We start from the raw sequence: 16,687 nt of genomic DNA on the forward strand, positions 1-16,687 counted from the left end.
GGACCGCCATTATTAAGCGGTTCCAAGTCTACTGACGGAGGTGCAGGGTTGAAAGAGCTGAAGATTGGCATGGTAGGCATGGACACTTCTCACAGCAGAATTTTCGCGGCAATGCTGAACCATGTGTCGCATCCGCTGCATGTTCCGGGCGGCAGGCTGATATGGGGATATGCCGGAGGTTCAGCGGATTTTGCGCTAAGCGCATCAAGGGTGGGAGCGATCAGCAGGGAGCTTCAGGAGAACTGCGGTGTGGAGCTGCTGGATTCGATAGCCGAAGTGGCCGAGAAATCGGATGCGGTGCTTCTGACCTCTGTTGACGGCAGAGTACACCGCGAACAGTTCGCTATCCTGGCACCCTATGGCAAGCCGGTATTTATCGATAAGCCGTTTGCGGTCACGAGCGCGGATGCACTTGCAATCGTGGACCTCGCGGCAAGCTGCGGGACTCCCCTGTTTTCCAGCTCCGTGGTCAGGTTCGGCAGTCCGCTGAATGCAGCGCTGCAGGATGAGACTGAAGGCGCCATTGTGGGAGCAGACTGCAGCGGCCCGCTTGAACTTCAGCCAACCCAGCCGGGATTATTCTGGTACGGCATCCACACGGCTGAAATGCTGTACGCTGCGTTAGGCGAGGGCTGCATTTCAGTGAGAGCGATAAGCAATGAAATCCAGGAATGGGCTGTCGGGCTATGGAAGGGCGGGCGGATTGGAACGATGCGCGGCAACCGGACAGGAGGTGCGGATTTCTATGCCGTTCTGCACAGGGAACGGGGCAGTACCGCTGTAAATGCATTGGGCGGCCACTACGAAGCAGGCCATCACTCTCTGCTTAAGCAGTTCCTGCTGATGGCAAGAGGAGCGCCTCCACCTGTAAGCCCGACGGTTACACTGGAGCTGATCCGGTTTCTTGAAGCGGCTAATGAGAGCAGGGAAACAGGACAGACGGTTTTTTTATAGCAGCAGCATGAGCACACGGAAGAAACCGGACAGGGGCGGGAAAGGACCAGCACTCAGTGAGTGAGGACGGGGAAATCCGAAGCTGGAGAAACGACACGCCAGACCCCAATATGACAATCTGAAGTTCAATATTAAAAGACGGGCGGGATGAAAAATGAACGACCAGGAACTATTCGATACCATGTGCAAAACGCTCTACGCTGCGGTCATCTCCGATACGCTGGATCTGCTGGGCTACCGCAATCAGGTGATGCGTGAAAATATCAATCCGGTCGACCCCTCCTGGGTGGTTGCCGGACGGGCCAAAACCGTTCTGTCGGTGGATATTCACCATCTGCCCGAAGACCCTTACACCAAGGAGATTGAAGCGGTGGACAGCGTCAAGCCGGGAGAGATTGTTGTCGGCTGCACGAACGAATCAAGGCAGAACGGACTCTGGGGGGAATTGCTGTCGACGGCCTCCAAAATACGGGGCGGGCGCGGCGCCATCGTGGACGGCTTAATCCGGGATACTGCGAAAATTCTGGAGCTGGACTTTCCCGTCTTTGCCACCGGCACCAAACCGGTCGATTCGCAGGGGCGCGGAATCGTTATTGACTACGATATTCCGGTGCTCTGCGGAGGCGTGCTGGTACATCCCGGTGACGTTATCTTTGGCGACCGTGACGGTGTGGTGGTGATACCGGGGGCAATCACCGGTGAGGTGTTCGCGCTGGCAACGGATAAGGCGACCCGGGAGAATCATACACGCGACGAGCTTCTGGCAGGGTTCACGCTGCGGCAAGTCTATGATAAATACGGAGTGCTCTAGACTGCGGAATGGAGGGCTTGCATGAGACTCGCTGGAAAAAGAGTATTGGTAACAGGAGCGGCGCGAGGCATAGGACTGGCCATTACCCGCCGTTTCCTGGAAGAAGGGGCGCGGGTGGTTCTGCTGGACCGCAGTGAAACAGAGCTGCACGCTGCCGTGGATGAACTGGCAGACTACACCGGAAGTTTGATGGTGGAGGTCTGCGATCTGCGGGATCTGGCGCAGCTTGAGCAGTCTGCCGCCAAGGCTTTCGCGCACTTTGGCGGGATTGACATTGTTGTGAACAATGCGGGCATTGCCTACAGAGAGCCCTTTCTTGATATTTCTCCTGAACACTGGAATGCGGTTCATGAGATCAATGTCCGTGCGGTATTCAGAATAGGCCAGCTTGCGGCAAGACAGATGATAGGCCAGGGCGGCGGCGGTGCGATCATCAACATGAGCTCCAAAAATGGAATAGCCGCCAGCGCGGAGCTTGCGCATTACAATGCTTCCAAGGCTGCCGTTATTCTGCTGACGGAATCGATGGCGGTGGAGCTGGCCCGGTATGGAATCAGGGTCAACGCCGTAGCGCCGGGCTTCGTGGATACGCCGCTTGACCGCAGGCTGCGGGAGGAAGACGGGCTGCCGTCCCATTCGGAGCATACACCGATGAAACGTGCGGCAGCCCCGCAGGAGGTCGCCAATGTATTTCTCTTTTTGGCCTCTGAGGAAGCGTCATATGTAACAGGTGAAACAGTCCGTGTGGATGGCGGACATCTGGCAAACGGGAGTGAGTTGTAGCCTGAAGGAGGAGCAGAGATGATTTTTGATTCTCATACGCATTTGTTTGGACCGGGAATGGTAGCGGGGCCGACGGATGCCGCGATCAAGCGCGCCTGGGGCCCGGATATGAATATTGAAGCAACACCCGAGCAGCACGGGCGCAATCTGGAAGGCTTCTCGGGGGCAATTGTGCTGGCAATGGCGGCGCATGCCACAGGGCTGGTGGTGCCGAATGAATATGTGGCAGAATATTGCCGGACTGATCCCGGCCGGCTGTTCGGTTTTGCCAGTGTTGATCCGAATGACCCGGACTGTGTAGGCAAGTTCGAGGCGGCTGTCCGGGAATTGGGGCTGAAGGGATTGAAGCTGGCGCCGATTTACCAGAACTTTTATCCGGATGACCCCAAGCATATGTCCCTCTATGCCACAGCAGAGCAGCTGAACGTCCCCATCCTGTGGCATCAGGGAACTTCGTTTGTGCCGGAGGGGTATCTGGATGCTTCGCGCCCGGCGATGCTTGATCCGATAGCCAGGGCTTTTCCAAAGCTGAAAATGATCGTAGCCCATATGGGCCATCCCTGGGTGGACGAGTGCATCTCGCTGGTGCGAAAGCATCCTAACCTGTACATGGATGTGTCTGCGCTCGGCAGCCGGCCGTGGCAATTCTATAATGCGCTGGTCTCCGCTGCGGAATACGGGGTTCAGGACAAGCTGCTGTTTGGTTCGGACTATCCGTTTTTTGGTACGCAGCAGATGCTGGATGCCCTCTACAGCATAAATGATCTGGTTGAGGGGACCAAGCTGCCGCATGTGCCGGAGGACTTCATAGAAGCGATTATTCACCGGCCGACACCGGAAATCCTCGGACTGGTCTAAGTTGTTCAGCATTTGGCTGTAAGCAAAAAGGAGATGGGGGCATGGAGGAACGTACGGGAATCAGCGGGGAGGGCAATGCAGAGAGCAGAGCTGCCGGACACAGGCTGAAGAGTGAATCATATTTCCGGGAAAAAGATCTATGGGGCTTCATTCACCGTTCTTTTACGAAATCGATGGGGTATACCGAAGAGGATTTGCGGAAGCCGGTTATTGGCATTTGCAATACCTTCAGTGAGCTGAACAAGTGCCACTCGCATTTTAATGAGCTGGCGAATTATGTGAAGCGCGGAGTCTGGCAGGCCGGCGGGGTGCCGATGGAATTCCCGACGATTTCAATCGGCGAGCCTTACGTCAAACCGACGACGATGCTGCTTCGGAACCTGATGGCCATGGACACAGAGGAAATGATGAAGGGCCATCCCATAGACGGGGTGGTGCTGCTCGGCGGCTGCGACAAAACGGTGCCCGCCCAGCTCATGGCTGCGGCCAGTGTGAACCTTCCGGCCATTGTGCTGACGGGCGGGCCGATGCTGAACGGCCGTCTGGACGGGCGCAGCCTGGGCGCCTGCACCGACTGCTACGGCTTTACGCTGGAGCATAAAGCGGGAAATCTTACGGATGAGGAGCTGGCGGTGGCGGAGGACGCCATCTGCCGCAGCGACGGGCACTGCATGGTGATGGGCACGGCAAGCACCATGGCCTCGATTGCCGAAGCCCTTGGCATGGCGCTTCCAGGCTGCGCGGCGATCCCCGCGCCGGACAGCCGCCGCAGGCATCTCTCTGAGCGGACCGGCAAGCAGATTGTGGAGCTGGTGCGGCGGGATATCCGCCCGCGTGACATCATGACCGCCGAGGCGGTGGAGAACGCCATCACGGTCACGATGGCCAGCGGCGGCTCGACGAATGCCATCATCCATCTTGTAGCGATCTCCCAGCGGCTGGGCCGGAAGCTGCCGCTGGAGACGTTCGATGCGATCAGCCGCCGGACGCCGTTCATTTTGAATTTGCGGCCTTCGGGCAAATATCAGATGGAGGAGTATTTTGAGGCAGGCGGCGTGCCTGCGCTGATGAAAGAGCTGGAGCCGCTGCTGCACGGCGGCTGCCTGACCGTAACCGGGAAGACGGTTACGGAGAATCTAGTCCAGGCGGCCACCCTGGACCGGGAGGTGATCCGCAGCATGGCGGAGCCGCTGGAGAGCCAGGGCGGAATTGCCGTGCTGCGCGGCAATCTCGCCCCGGACGGCGCGCTGATTAAGCAGACGGCGGTATCCGCGCATTTGAAGCAGCACACCGGACGCGCGGTGGTGTTCGAAAGCCGGGCGGACCTCCTGCTGCGGATCGACGACCCGGAGCTGGAGGTCGATGAGCACAGTGTGCTGGTGCTCAAGAATGCCGGGCCCAAAGGCGCGCCCGCGATGCCGGAGATCGGGCAGATCCCGATTCCGCAGAAGCTGCTGGTGCGCGGGATAAGGGATATGGTCCGCATCTCCGACGCGCGGATCAGCGGCACCTCCTACGGCGCCCTGATCGTGCATGCGGCGCCGGAGGCAGCCGTTGGCGGAACACTGGCGCTTGTACGGGACGGCGATGAAATCGAGCTGGATATTGCCGCAAGAAAGCTGGTCCTGAAGGTGCCGGACAGGGAGTTGGCCCGGCGGCGCGCTTTATGGAAAGCACCGGAGCCTCATTACGACAGAGGCTACGGACTGCTGTTTCATGAGCGGGTGCTGCAGGCGAACCTGGGCTGCGATTTTGACTTTTTGCTGCCGGCAGAGCTTCGCCGGGAACTGCTGGACGGGGCTGAAGCGCCATAAAGCGAAGGAAGGAATGGTTGGACCACATTACAACTGAAGTAACAACCGAAAGGAGAAATCTCTATGCCAACCGCAATACAAGCTGCGATCCGATCTGTTCAGGAGCTGGAAGACCGGCTGGCCCGTCCGTCTGCCGCACTGCTGGAGGAGCTCGCCCGGGTCGATGGAGATATTATGCTGCTTGGAGTAGGCGGCAAAATGGGGCCGAGCCTGGCCAGGCTGGCGGTAAATGCAATCCGGGAGGCTGGCCTGGACAAGAAGGTAATCGGCGTTTCCCGCTTCTCAAACGATGCTTTGAAGCAGGAGCTGCTTGAAGCCGGAGTGGAGATTATCTCTGCGGATTTGTCTGACGACAGCGCGCTGCAGGCACTCCCTGAAACGAAGAATATCCTTTACATGGCCGGCAATAAATTCGGCACAACGGGGAATGAGCATTTCACATGGATGATGAATGCCTACCTGCCGGGGCGCGTCGCGGAACGTTTCCGCAATTCACGGATTGTAGTGTTCTCAACAGGCAATGTCTACCCGCTCACGCCGGTAGGCCAAGGCGGTGCAACGGAGCGGACCTCCCCGAATGCGAACGGGGAGTATGGGCAGTCCTGTCTGGGCCGTGAACGGATCTTCGAGCATTTCTCCCATAAGAACGGGACCCCGATGTTCATCTACCGGCTGAATTATGCCATAGACCTGCGTTATGGCGTTTTGCTTGAGCTGGCGAGATCTGTCAAGGAACAGCGGCCGATCGATATCACCATGGGGCACGCCAATGTGATTTGGCAGGGGGATGCCAACGAGCTGGCCCTGCGCGCGCTGCTCCGCTGCAGCTCGCCGCCGAATGTCATGAACATTACCGGACCGGAGACGATATCGCTGCGCTGGGCTGCAACGGAAATCGGCCGGAGGCTGGGTGTGGAACCGGAATTCACGGGTGAAGAAGCGCCCAATGCCCTGTTGAGCAACGCATCCAAAGCGGCAGCTTCCTTCGGTTATCCGCAGGTAACACTCGCCCAGATGATTGATTGGGTCGCCGAATGGGTTCGTCTGGACGGCGCAACCTGGAACAAGCCGACGCATTTTCAGGAACGGGAGGGCAAATATTAATGGGAGTTACAAGAAAACCTTTAACGCCGGAGCTGAATGAAGCGCTGCATGAGGGCCTGGCAATTCCGGCACATCCCCTGGCCCTGACAGCCGGGCGCAAGCTGGATGAACGCCGTCAGCGGGCGTTGACCCGTTACTATTTGTCCTCCGGGGCAGGCGGAATTGCCGTGGCGGTGCATTCCACGCAATTCGAAATCCGCAATCCGGAGATCGGGCTGCTGGAGCCGGTGCTCAGGCTGGCGGCGGAAGAAGTGGAGCGTGCGGGTGTGGACCGGCCTTTTCTGAAGGTCGCCGGCATATGCGGCGGTATGGAGCAGGCTGTCCTGGAAGCGCAGCTCGCGGCAAGTCTGGGCTACGAAGCAGGACTACTGAGTATGGGCGGGCTGCAGCACTGTAGCGAAGAGGAACTGCTGGAACGCACACGCAGAGTCGCGGATGTGATTCCCGTATTCGGTTTTTATCTGCAGCCATCCGTTGGCGGCCGGATCTTAAGCTTTGACTTTTGGCGGGAATTTGCGGAGATTGAAGGGGTTATTGCGATCAAAATGGCACCGTTCAACCGTTATCAGAGCCTGGATGTGGTCAGGGCCGTGATGGAATCCAGCCGCTGCGGGGAAATCGCACTCTATACCGGCAATGATGATAATATCGTTACAGATTTGCTCACCACTTACCGCTTTATGGTGAATGGCGAGCCGGTGGAGAAAAAAATCGTCGGCGGGCTCCTCGGCCACTGGGCAGTCTGGACCAGCAAAGCGGTTCAGCTTCTAAGCGAGATCAAAAAAATCCGCAACGATGCCTCTCTGGCGGCAAGCTGGCTGACCCTCGGCGCCGAAGTGACGGACAGCAACGCGGCGCTGTTTGATCCGGCCCATAATTTTCACGGCTGCATACCAGGCATTCATGAGGCGCTGCGCCGGCAGGGACTGCTTGAAGGCTTGTGGTGCCTGAATCCGGAGGAGCAGCTTTCGCCCGGACAGCTGGAAGAGATCAGCAGAGTGAGCAGGGATTACCCTCATCTCGTTGATAATGATTTTGTGGCAGCGCATTTAGAGGAGTGGCTCCAGTAAAATAGAATTGCTAATGCACAGCCGGACACCATTAGCACAGAATCTTTGATTAGCCCGGATGGGCAGCAAAGATTCTGTGCTTTTTTTTGATAAATAGGACTGTGCTGTTTAAGTACCCTTCTGTTGTTCGAACAACATATATTCAGCTCAATTGCGGTACAGCTCCAGACCGTTCATTACATAGGGACGCACAATGTCTACAAGTAAATCGGGCCGGTCATTTTCCCCAGCGGTTAACCAGTCATGCGCCGCGCCATGGATCGCTGAGCCAGTCATTGCCGAAACAATCCTTGCATGCCGGTGGACATCCCCTTTCATGAATATGCTTTCAATGATTTGCCGCAGCATCTTCTTTATCTTCGAATCCACAAGGGTAGCAATGGATTTGGAATCCATTCTGCATATCTGATAAAAATCCACGATGTAGCGGTAGGTCATCAAGATCAACTGACTGCATGTTTCATCTGTAAACTCTTGTGCATTCGCCACTTGTCCGGGAATCATCTTGAGAAAAGCCTGTTCTATGATTTCATCCAGCAGGGCATATTTATCTTCATAATGGGCATAGAAGGTGGCACGGTTAATGGTTGCTCTCTGTGCGATATCTTTTATGGTTATGGCATCAAATCCTTTATGCTGCAGCAGCTCCCTGAAGGCTTCTCTTATTAATTGTCGTGTACGAAAAACCCTTGGATCTTCCTGATTTACCATATCTCCATCCCCTTTTAAAACATCAATTAACATCATCTGTTGTTTAAGCGGCATTTCACTCCATCTACCGATTGTAATCGCAAGAATAGCGTTCTATTATCATATCGAACAGATGTTGCTTAGACAACCTAAGACTAATTTGTTGAAAAGGAAGGATCATATTGAACATTAAACAAAACCGTATTTTGATTTTTGGCGCCGGGGTGATTGGCAGCGTATACGCGCTTAGATTCGCACAGTCAGGGCTGGACGTTACATTGCTGGCCCGGGGAAAAAGGCTGGAAACACTTCAACGAAATGGACTGCGATACAATGATAATGGAGCGGTACAACAAATATCGGTTAGGACGATAGAAAAGCTTGTAAACGACGACATCTATGATTTCATCTTTGTTCCTGTACGGTATGATCAGGCAGAATCTGCCCTGTCGGCGATCAAAAATAATCAGAGCCAAACAATAATCACTTTAACCAACACCGTTGGTTACGACTCCTGGCTTAAAATCGTCGGTGACCGGTTGCTTCCGGGATTCCCGGGTGCAGGCGGTGACATCAAAGATGATGTTCTTTACGCCCAGTTCGGTTCTGAAACCTGGCAAGGAACTATTTTTGGCGAAATAAATGGCCAAGTGACCGAAAGAGTGAAAGAGCTTGCCGCCATATTGGAAACAGCGGGTTTGCATTATGAAATACTTCACAACATTCAAGCATTCCATGTTTCGCATGCAGCGCTCGCTGCAGTTAACAAGCATTTCTATGCGAATGACGGGATGGTGGATATTACGGCTGCAAGAAGTGAAGTCATCCTAAGCAAGCTCGCTGCAGATGTTAAGCAAAATATTCGCCTGGTAGAGCAAGCGGGAATTCCGGTAATTCCGCCTGAAACGAAGGCGATGGGGGAGTGGCCTGACGAAGATATTATTTCACACTACCGCCAGATGCTAAGCAATGACTTCATCATTGATGTTAAGCTCGGAAACCATGCTGTCAGCGCAAAACCAGAAATACTGCTCTTAGATGAGGTGTTTCATAAAACGATGACCCGGTTAGCACAATAAAAACAGCGGCAGTCTGCAACTTGTTTATCAAGTCCCAGTCTGCCGCTGTTTCATTTACAACAATTTAGTTCTGCCAGTCAACCGCCACCATACCAACGCCGCTGGTTGGGGAGGTATACGTATGGTTGCTGCCGCCTTCCCAGGTAACCGTAGTGCCGTTCGATTTGATTAGCTTGAATTGCAGAGGCGTACCAGCCGGTACACTGACATCGTAGTACCATGTCGGGTAGGTTTCTTCAACTACGTTGTACATAGGGCCGATTGCATCAGAAGTGCTCCAGGCACCCAGCTCGGCTACATTGCCGACCAGATACACGTTTGATCCAAGGCTTGTGGTCGCGTTGTTGACTTTAAAGCGTACGGTGACCTGATCAGCAGTCAATACATTGAAATTGCTGAATGCATTGCTTGTTGTACTGGAAGCTGTGGTTACTTTTACTGTTGTCTTGCCAGCTGCAACATTTGGAATTTTTACTTTGATCTCGGAGTCTTCCCAGCTCACAATGTTCGAACCGGTGACAGCGGTAGTTCCGAAATACACTGTTCCCGCACTGCTGCCAAAGCCTTGTCCGTCAATCGTTACTGTGTTGCCCGGTTTGCCCATCGTCGGTCCGACATTTGCAACGGACGGTGTTGATGCAGGGGCTGTAGACTGCCAAACCGCCGTTCCTCCAGCCGCAAGCGTGAAGTTGGTGACGGAGCCGCCGCTGCCGACGGAAATTGAGTTGCCATTTAACAATCCGCCCAACACATCTGTGTAGTTGCCTGCAGGCAGCGAAGATAACAGATTCGTAATCGGATACGGTGTGGATGTATTGCGGTTGATGGCTACAAGAGCGACGCTGTTGCCGAATTTACGTTCATAAATATACACATCGTTGTTGACCCAGCGCTGTGTGGTCGTGCCGTAAGCAATTGCAGGATTGGACTTGCGCAGCGGAGCCAGAGCTTTGATCAGCTTGTAAGCAGTTGTGTTGGTATTAAATCCTGTCATCATTGCCCGGTTATACGGATCGCCGACGCCGGTCATGTACTGCTCGGTACCATAATAAATGGCCGGTACACCCCGGGAAGTAAGGGTGAGCGCCAGCGCCTGCTCCGTCGGCCGTGTGCTGGAGCCGGCTGCCTGGAAGCGGTCCATATCATGATTGTCGATGAACGTAACCATATTATGAATGTAATTATAGCTGGAGGCTGTAGATTCCAGCACAGAGTTGAGATCAGTCATCGTTTCCGATTTGTCCTTAAATACTTCGCGGACTTCCTGAGCGTATGCGAAGTCAAGAAGGTTCATGCCACTGTTGTTGGCAAATTTGACATTGTCCGGACTGGTTTCGTCTGGACCAAGGAACCATTCACCGAAGGTGAAAACCGGATGACTGCTGCTGTACATGGAAGAGGCCAGGCTTTTTTGCCAGCCGAACGGCATATGTTTCACCGCATCGAACCGGATGCCGTCTACACCCAGGCCAAGCCAAAGATCAATGGCTTCTTTAAAATATTTGTCGATCGTGTTGTTGTTTTGATTGATATCCGCCAGATCATACAGATTCCGGTAAATGCCGTCTTCAATGGTGGAAAAATCCGTACCTCCTTTGTGATGGAACAAACCGTTGGAGTCATTGGTGTAGTTGCCGAGCAGCGTTCCATTATTATACAGCGCGCCGTTCTCAGCAAAGCTTGGGTCTGTGAAGGAAGCCGGGCTGGTGTGGTTGGGAGCAAAGTCGATAATGACTTTGATGTTATTCGCATGTGCTGTGGAGATCAGGTTTTGAAAATCGGTAAAACTTCCGAAGGCGGCATTGGTTTTTTTGAAATCCCTCGGCCAATAGCCGTGGTAGGACGTGTTGTTCACACCGGAATAATTAACGACAGAAGTGATGTTCTCCACCGGCTGGGAAATCCAGATCGCAGTAACTCCCATACCGGTCAGGTACCCGTCGTTGATTTTATTGATGATTCCCTTCCAGTCGCCGCCGAAATACAGCTTCATATTGGAATGATCGCTGCTGAAGGCGGCTCCTGTCGGGTTATTGGCCGGATTACCGTCCACAAACCGGTCGGTCACAATCTGGTAAATGACATCAGTGCTGTAATTAACCTTGTTATTTACGCTTGTAGCCGGATCAGCCAGTGCCGGCACAGCGGCACCAAGAACCATACTAAGCGAAAGCGATAGGACAGCCGCAGCCTTATAATGCGATTTCATCATTCAACTCTCCCTTCAAATGTCACGCAGATGTTTGAATTTTGAGCCTGCTCAGCATGCTGGCAAGCGGGTGCGCAACCGCTGGAGCAACTTCGCAGATTCAGATTTTAAAACGCTTTCAACTTGCTTATGCAAGATCTGCCCGTTAAGAACTGCCTTATGCAGGGAAGGAAAATATTCCAAAGACGGATAGCAGCTAACTACGGGTTGTCCAATCCTGCTGCGTTGAAATTTTGGTGGAATCTATTACATGAAATACAGAAAACCGGTTTCCCTACCAAAAATAACACTGTTAATTAGAACAAGTCAATACCTTAAATGGAAAAAAATGAAGTAAAATTATAGGATATATAATTAGTACTAAAAAAGTAGGAACGGAGTAATGCACTCCCATCTGGAGGCTGACGCCAATGCGAATCTTTTAAATTAGCTAAGAACTAGCATTCTGTTACACTGTCTGCAGCAGCAGACTAATAAATCGGTAGAAAAACTCATTCTATTGCACTATGTACATTAGAGTTTTCTGGAAAAGCTGGTTTTGATGCCCTTCTCGCAGAATGAGAAACTGGAATTTCAGACACTTGCATACAAAATAGAACTTGACTTGTAGTGGGGGAATTGATTTATAATAACATTATGATAATAACAAAAAGGTAATATCATAACGTTAAAAACATACCTAGTAAAAGCTAAGTGATAATAACAATCTATATAAAGCGAACTTGAAAAAGTAACAAAAGGAGAAAGGGATGGAGGGGAAGTTTGGAACTGTAGGAGCGGTAGCGTCCGCCTTTGTCTGCGGATTTCCACCGCGAACAGCGGTATACAATCAAGAAATCTGTAGACAACAGCGGCCGGAAGTCCAAACATTCTCCGGAGTCCCAACGAAGTTCCTAATGTAAAGATCTTAAGTTCACTCTATATAGGTGATAATGATTCACAAGAATATAACCCAAAGGAGATTTCACATGCCCAAAAAACCGGTCACTGACCGCAACGGCTTAACTGAGGAACAATTTCTGCAGGCCTATGATGCCGGGATGTATGAACGTCCGTCCGTTACTGTCGATATGCTGATCTTCACGGTGATGGAGCAGGAGCAGGACAATTACCGCAAGCTGTCGGAGAAATCATTGCAGCTCCTGATGATCCAGCGCGGGGAACACCCGTATCTTGGCCAATGGGCGCTCCCCGGGGGATTCGTCGGTGTAGATGAGAGTCTGGAGGACGCCGCCCTCCGGGAGCTGTACAGTGAGACGAATATCGATAATGTCTATATGGAGCAGCTGTATACCTGGGGAGATGTGGGCCGTGATCCGCGTATGCGCGTAATCAGCAGCTCATATATCGCGCTGGTTGACCGCAAGACGCTTGATGTGCAGGCTGGCGATGATGCTGCAGATGCGGGCTGGTTCGAGGTCACGTATGATGTGCTGGAATCCGGCCGCAGGGAGCTGGCGGAAGGTTACATGGAGGAGCAAAAGATTCGCATCACCTTGCAGAAGGAGGATGTTGAGCTTACAGGTGTAGTCACTATTACCGAAACCGTCCAAGGGCATGTCCGGCGCGTCCGGCGGGAGATTGCCGAGAATCACGGCTTCGCCTTTGATCACCTGAAGATGATCCAATATGCGATAGAACGCCTGCGGGGCAAGGTGGAATATACCGATATTATTTTCAATCTGATGCCGCCGCTGTTCACCCTGTCCGAGCTTCAGCGGGTCTACGAAATTATCCTTGGCAGAGAGCTGCTGGCTCCGGCATTCCGCCGCAAAATTGCCGATAGTGTAACTGAAACTGAAGAATTCACCAAAGACGCGGGCCACCGCCCTTCGAAGCTGTACCGGTACAGAGCGGACAAGGGCTCCCGGTAAATTTTCGAATGAACACAGAACGGAGAGTTTCCTATGGAGAAATTTACTTACTTTTACCGCAGCGGTTCGCCGTTTTCCCAATGGTACCCTTGCTATTTTACAGTCGATGAGCATACCTTCAACTGTGCAGAACAATACATGATGTATGCCAAGGCGCTGCTATTCAGGGATGAAGAAACCGCCATGCAGATCCTGCGGGCCAGAACACCCCGTACGCAAAAAGAGCTGGGACGCAAAGTCAGCGGCTTCAATGACACTGAGTGGAAAAATCACTGCCGGGATATTGTATATCAGGGGAACCGGGAAAAATTTCTGCAGAATGAAGAACTGCTGCAGCAGCTGCTCGATACTAAGGGAACTACCTTGGTGGAGGCCAGTCCGACGGACCGGATCTGGGGTGTGGGCCTCACAGAAGACGACCCCCGAATCCGCAGCAGAAGCAGCTGGAGGGGCAGCAATTGGCTGGGGGAAGTGCTGACGAAGCTGCGTGACGATCTGTTGCAGGAATAAACAAACCCGGGATAAACCGGAGCAAGGAGTGGATATCAATGAATCAAAATCCCAATCCCAGAAATAAAAGAGCGTCTATTGCACGTGAAACACTGGATATATTGGAAAAAGGAAACTATACAGGTCCTGCGGGCCGGATGGTTGACATTGCCGGGGACGTCAACGCATGCATCTCGGGGACGCGGCTGTATGCCCCGGATGAGCTGCCTCAGCTGATTACAGCTGCACGGTCACGGATGGGGGAAGCCTCCGGACGGCGCGCGGAACTGGCAGTCACCGGAGAATCGACTTTGGAAGCGGCATACCGGCTGGTGGTCAAGGAAGGCAAGGTGCAGACGGTATGTCTGAACTTTGCTTCCGCCAAGAACCCGGGAGGGGGCTTCCTCGGCGGAAGCCAGGCTCAGGAGGAAAGCTTGGCCCGTGCCTCTGCGCTGTATCCGGCAATCTCACAAAAAGATGAAATGTACAAATACAACCGCAGCCGCAAAACCTGTCTGTACTCTCACTACATGATTCATTCTCCGCAAGTTCCCGTGATCCGTGACAGTCAGGACCAGCTGCTGGCCGAGCCTTATTGTGTGTCGTTCATAACCGCACCAGCGGTAAATGCAGGAGTTGTCCGCGAGCGGGAGCCTCAGGAGGTTGGACATATCAAGACTGTTATGCTGGAGCGAATCCGTTATATTCTGGCGGTTGCTGCCGGGAATGGACATGAGACTATCGTGCTTGGGGCATTTGGCTGCGGAGTTTTCCGCAACAATCCGGCAGAGGTGGCCGGGTGGTTCAAGCAGGTGCTGCTGGATGAAGGATACCAGTCACTGTTTAAGCAGATTGTTTTTGCTGTGCTGGATCATTCTCCGCAGCAGAGCACGCTGGGTGCTTTTCGGACAGTCTTCAGTGCATAAAAGCGGGGAGGATTGTTCGTTTCAATCCAAAGCCTTGTTACATTGTGTCGTGTGATGTTGTTAACAGAACTTTTATGTTGAAAAGTGGAAAATTAAATAAGCTTGTCATTATGTAAAATATGGAAGAGAGCAGGGTGAGTCAATGATTAACTGGAAGGATTCATATGACATCGGGGTGGAGAAGATTGACTGCCAGCACAGACAGCTGCTTGTGAAGCTGAATGAATTTTTTGAAGCTTGCACGAACCAGCAGGGTAAAGAAAAGATCGAAGAGACTCTGAAGTTCCTCAAGGAGTATACGCTGGAGCATTTCAGCGATGAGGAGCACTTGATGCAGGACATTGATTTTCCGGAATTGGCCGAGCACCGCAAGACCCATGCTGAATTTGTAAAGACCGTGCTGGACCTGGAGGAAAGCATCAAGAGCAAGGGCGTATCCGTCCTGTCTACCATTAAGCTGAACCGCACATTAACAGACTGGCTGCTCAATCATATCAACAAATGCGATAAGCTGATTGGGCAATGCATTGCCAGCAAGGGCAATCAGGCCGTATAATTTCCATCGTGTAACTTAAATAGGGAAGATGAAGATGCCGCAGGGCATTTTCTTTTTTTGTCTTTTTACGGAAACAAACACTCCGGTTACGGGTTTAGCGCAAGGAACACAGCCCATTTATTCCCCCAAAATATTTTGTGTTATGATTTGAAGTAGAGATTCAGATAAACTGCAAGCCAAGGGAGTGGAAGGATGAAAATATTGCGTATGCTCGCGTCGGGTCTGGTCATGCTGCTTGTGCTGGGACTTGTGAACTTTTACATTGGTCAACATCTGTGGTACCTGCTGGAGACTTGGCTGCCGGGAATTTCCGCCGCCGTGTACTGGCCGGTGTTCCTGCTCATTGCTTTTGCTTATATGATCGGAATGGTACCCTGGCCGAAGGCTGTTAAGCCGGCAGCCCGGCTGTTCAAAGTCATCGGCTCCTATTATCTGGCCTGCATGGAATTTGCTATTATTGTCCTGCCGCTAACCGATTTGCTGTATTGGGTGCTGGGTCTGATGGGCGTTCAACGCACGGCGTTCACTGCGGAAGCGGGTGCGGCGCTGGTGGTGCTGCTGGCTGTCTTCCTGATTTGGGGTTCGCGCAATGCCTGGAGTACGGTTGTCCGCAATCATCCTATCCAAATCGGCAAATCGGCCGGAACCAGTGCTCCGCTCACCATTGCGGTTGCTTCCGATCTGCACCTGGGGAACATTGTTGGTAACCGCCACCTGCGCCGGATGGTCGCTGAGATGAACCGGATGCAGCCGGATCTGATTCTGCTCGCCGGGGATGTGCTGGATGACAGCATTGAGCCCTTTATCCGCAACGGAATGTGTGAAGAGATGCGCAAGCTTCAGGCACGCCATGGGGTGTATGCGGTACTGGGCAACCATGAATATTATGGCGGCTCCATTAAGCAATACACCGAACTGATGGACAGTATCGGCATCAAAGTTCTTCAGGACGAGGTAGTGGAAGCCGCAGGTCTGTATATCGTGGGCCGCAAAGACAAAACCGCAGAGTCTACAGAGGCTGCCGGACGTAAAAGTGTGGAAGCCTTGCTGGATGGGCTTGATCTGTCTCGCCCGGTGATCATGATGGACCATCAGCCGACCGGATTCGGGATTGCCGCGCAAGCGGGAGTAGATGTGCTGCTGTCGGGCCATACGCACCGCGGTCAAATTGCTCCCAATCACTGGATCACCAGAAGGCTGTTTGAGCTGGATTGGGGCTACCTGCGCAAGGACAAACTGCATGTTGTGGTTTCCTCGGGCTATGGCACCTGGGGACCGCCGATCCGCCTGGCCAGCCGCTCCGAGCTGATCAAGCTGGTGGTCATACTGGAAGGCAGCAAACACTACAGTGAAGAGCCTGTTCACAGCAATCCTGTCCTAATCTGACAGCATCTGCCCCCTTTGCCTTAATGGGCATATCTAAAAAGTCTTTGACATTCACTTCCGTATAAGTTACTTTAAACGTGATAT

15 protein-coding genes are annotated in these 16,687 nt (G+C 53.0%); 13 read left to right on the forward strand and 2 right to left on the reverse strand.

The window, feature by feature from the left end:
* Positions 1 to 48 precede the first annotated feature (48 nt).
* From PRIO_RS16205 to PRIO_RS16235, 7 genes are all read left to right on the forward strand, one after another.
* The gene (locus PRIO_RS16205) at positions 49 to 954 is read left to right on the forward strand and encodes a Gfo/Idh/MocA family protein (RefSeq protein ID WP_020429482.1); all 906 of its coding nucleotides are present in this window, start codon (positions 49 to 51) and stop codon (positions 952 to 954) included.
* A gap of 154 nt (positions 955 to 1,108) precedes the next feature.
* On the forward strand, positions 1,109 to 1,765 hold the full coding sequence (locus PRIO_RS16210) for an RraA family protein (RefSeq protein ID WP_020429480.1): 657 nt from the start codon (positions 1,109 to 1,111) through the stop codon (positions 1,763 to 1,765).
* Positions 1,766 to 1,786: 21 nt separating this feature from the next.
* A complete protein-coding gene (locus tag PRIO_RS16215) occupies positions 1,787 to 2,548 on the forward strand; it encodes an SDR family NAD(P)-dependent oxidoreductase (protein ID WP_020429478.1) in 762 nt (253 codons plus the stop codon).
* 18 nt (positions 2,549 to 2,566) lie between these two features.
* Positions 2,567 to 3,406, forward strand: a complete 840-nt coding sequence (locus PRIO_RS16220) for an amidohydrolase family protein (protein ID WP_020429477.1) — start codon at positions 2,567 to 2,569, stop codon at positions 3,404 to 3,406.
* A 41-nt stretch (positions 3,407 to 3,447) separates the two neighbouring features.
* Complete coding sequence (locus PRIO_RS16225; protein WP_046503470.1) at positions 3,448 to 5,220, forward strand: IlvD/Edd family dehydratase; 1,773 nt, start codon at positions 3,448 to 3,450, stop codon at positions 5,218 to 5,220.
* 63 nt (positions 5,221 to 5,283) lie between these two features.
* Entirely contained in the window at positions 5,284 to 6,324 is a 1,041-nt protein-coding gene (locus PRIO_RS16230) for an NAD-dependent epimerase/dehydratase family protein (protein WP_020429472.1), read from the forward strand.
* Positions 6,324 to 7,394 (forward strand): dihydrodipicolinate synthase family protein, encoded by a 1,071-nt coding sequence (locus PRIO_RS16235; protein WP_046503472.1) that lies wholly within the window; start codon positions 6,324 to 6,326, stop codon positions 7,392 to 7,394. Before PRIO_RS16230 ends, PRIO_RS16235 begins: the two co-directional genes overlap by 1 nt.
* 147 nt (positions 7,395 to 7,541) lie before the next feature.
* Here PRIO_RS16235 and PRIO_RS16240 read toward each other — a convergent pair whose 3' ends face one another.
* Positions 7,542 to 8,159: a TetR/AcrR family transcriptional regulator gene (locus PRIO_RS16240; protein WP_231869917.1), complete on the reverse strand. Its 618-nt coding sequence runs from the start codon at positions 8,157 to 8,159 to the stop codon at positions 7,542 to 7,544.
* Positions 8,160 to 8,266: 107 nt separating this feature from the next.
* On the opposite strand from PRIO_RS16240, the gene PRIO_RS16245 reads away from it, so the two are divergent.
* Positions 8,267 to 9,163 (forward strand): ketopantoate reductase family protein, encoded by an 897-nt coding sequence (locus tag PRIO_RS16245; RefSeq protein WP_020429468.1) that lies wholly within the window; start codon positions 8,267 to 8,269, stop codon positions 9,161 to 9,163.
* A gap of 64 nt (positions 9,164 to 9,227) precedes the next feature.
* On the opposite strand, the gene PRIO_RS16250 is transcribed toward PRIO_RS16245, so the two are convergent.
* A complete protein-coding gene (locus PRIO_RS16250; protein ID WP_046503477.1) occupies positions 9,228 to 11,372 on the reverse strand; it encodes an alpha-amylase family glycosyl hydrolase in 2,145 nt (714 codons plus the stop codon).
* Between the two features lie 968 nt (positions 11,373 to 12,340).
* On the opposite strand from PRIO_RS16250, the gene PRIO_RS16255 reads away from it, so the two are divergent.
* The 5 genes from PRIO_RS16255 to PRIO_RS16275 all read left to right on the forward strand — a co-directional run bounded on the left by PRIO_RS16255 (position 12,341) and on the right by PRIO_RS16275 (position 16,603).
* The gene (locus tag PRIO_RS16255; RefSeq protein WP_020433865.1) at positions 12,341 to 13,246 is read left to right on the forward strand and encodes an NUDIX hydrolase; all 906 of its coding nucleotides are present in this window, start codon (positions 12,341 to 12,343) and stop codon (positions 13,244 to 13,246) included.
* Between the two features lie 33 nt (positions 13,247 to 13,279).
* Positions 13,280 to 13,756, forward strand: a complete 477-nt coding sequence (locus PRIO_RS16260; protein WP_020433866.1) for a riboflavin biosynthesis intermediates N-glycosidase — start codon at positions 13,280 to 13,282, stop codon at positions 13,754 to 13,756.
* A gap of 38 nt (positions 13,757 to 13,794) precedes the next feature.
* Positions 13,795 to 14,661, forward strand: coding sequence for a TIGR02452 family protein (locus PRIO_RS16265; RefSeq protein ID WP_020433867.1), 867 nt, complete (start codon positions 13,795 to 13,797; stop codon positions 14,659 to 14,661).
* A 142-nt stretch (positions 14,662 to 14,803) separates the two neighbouring features.
* Positions 14,804 to 15,217 (forward strand): bacteriohemerythrin, encoded by a 414-nt coding sequence (locus tag PRIO_RS16270; protein ID WP_020433868.1) that lies wholly within the window; start codon positions 14,804 to 14,806, stop codon positions 15,215 to 15,217.
* 192 nt (positions 15,218 to 15,409) lie between these two features.
* Complete coding sequence (locus PRIO_RS16275; RefSeq protein WP_046503481.1) at positions 15,410 to 16,603, forward strand: metallophosphoesterase; 1,194 nt, start codon at positions 15,410 to 15,412, stop codon at positions 16,601 to 16,603.
* The last annotated feature ends 84 nt before the right edge of the window (positions 16,604 to 16,687 follow it).

The sequence above is a fragment of the Paenibacillus riograndensis SBR5 genome, assembly GCF_000981585.1.
GTDB lineage: Bacteria > Bacillota > Bacilli > Paenibacillales > Paenibacillaceae > Paenibacillus_AQ > Paenibacillus_AQ riograndensis.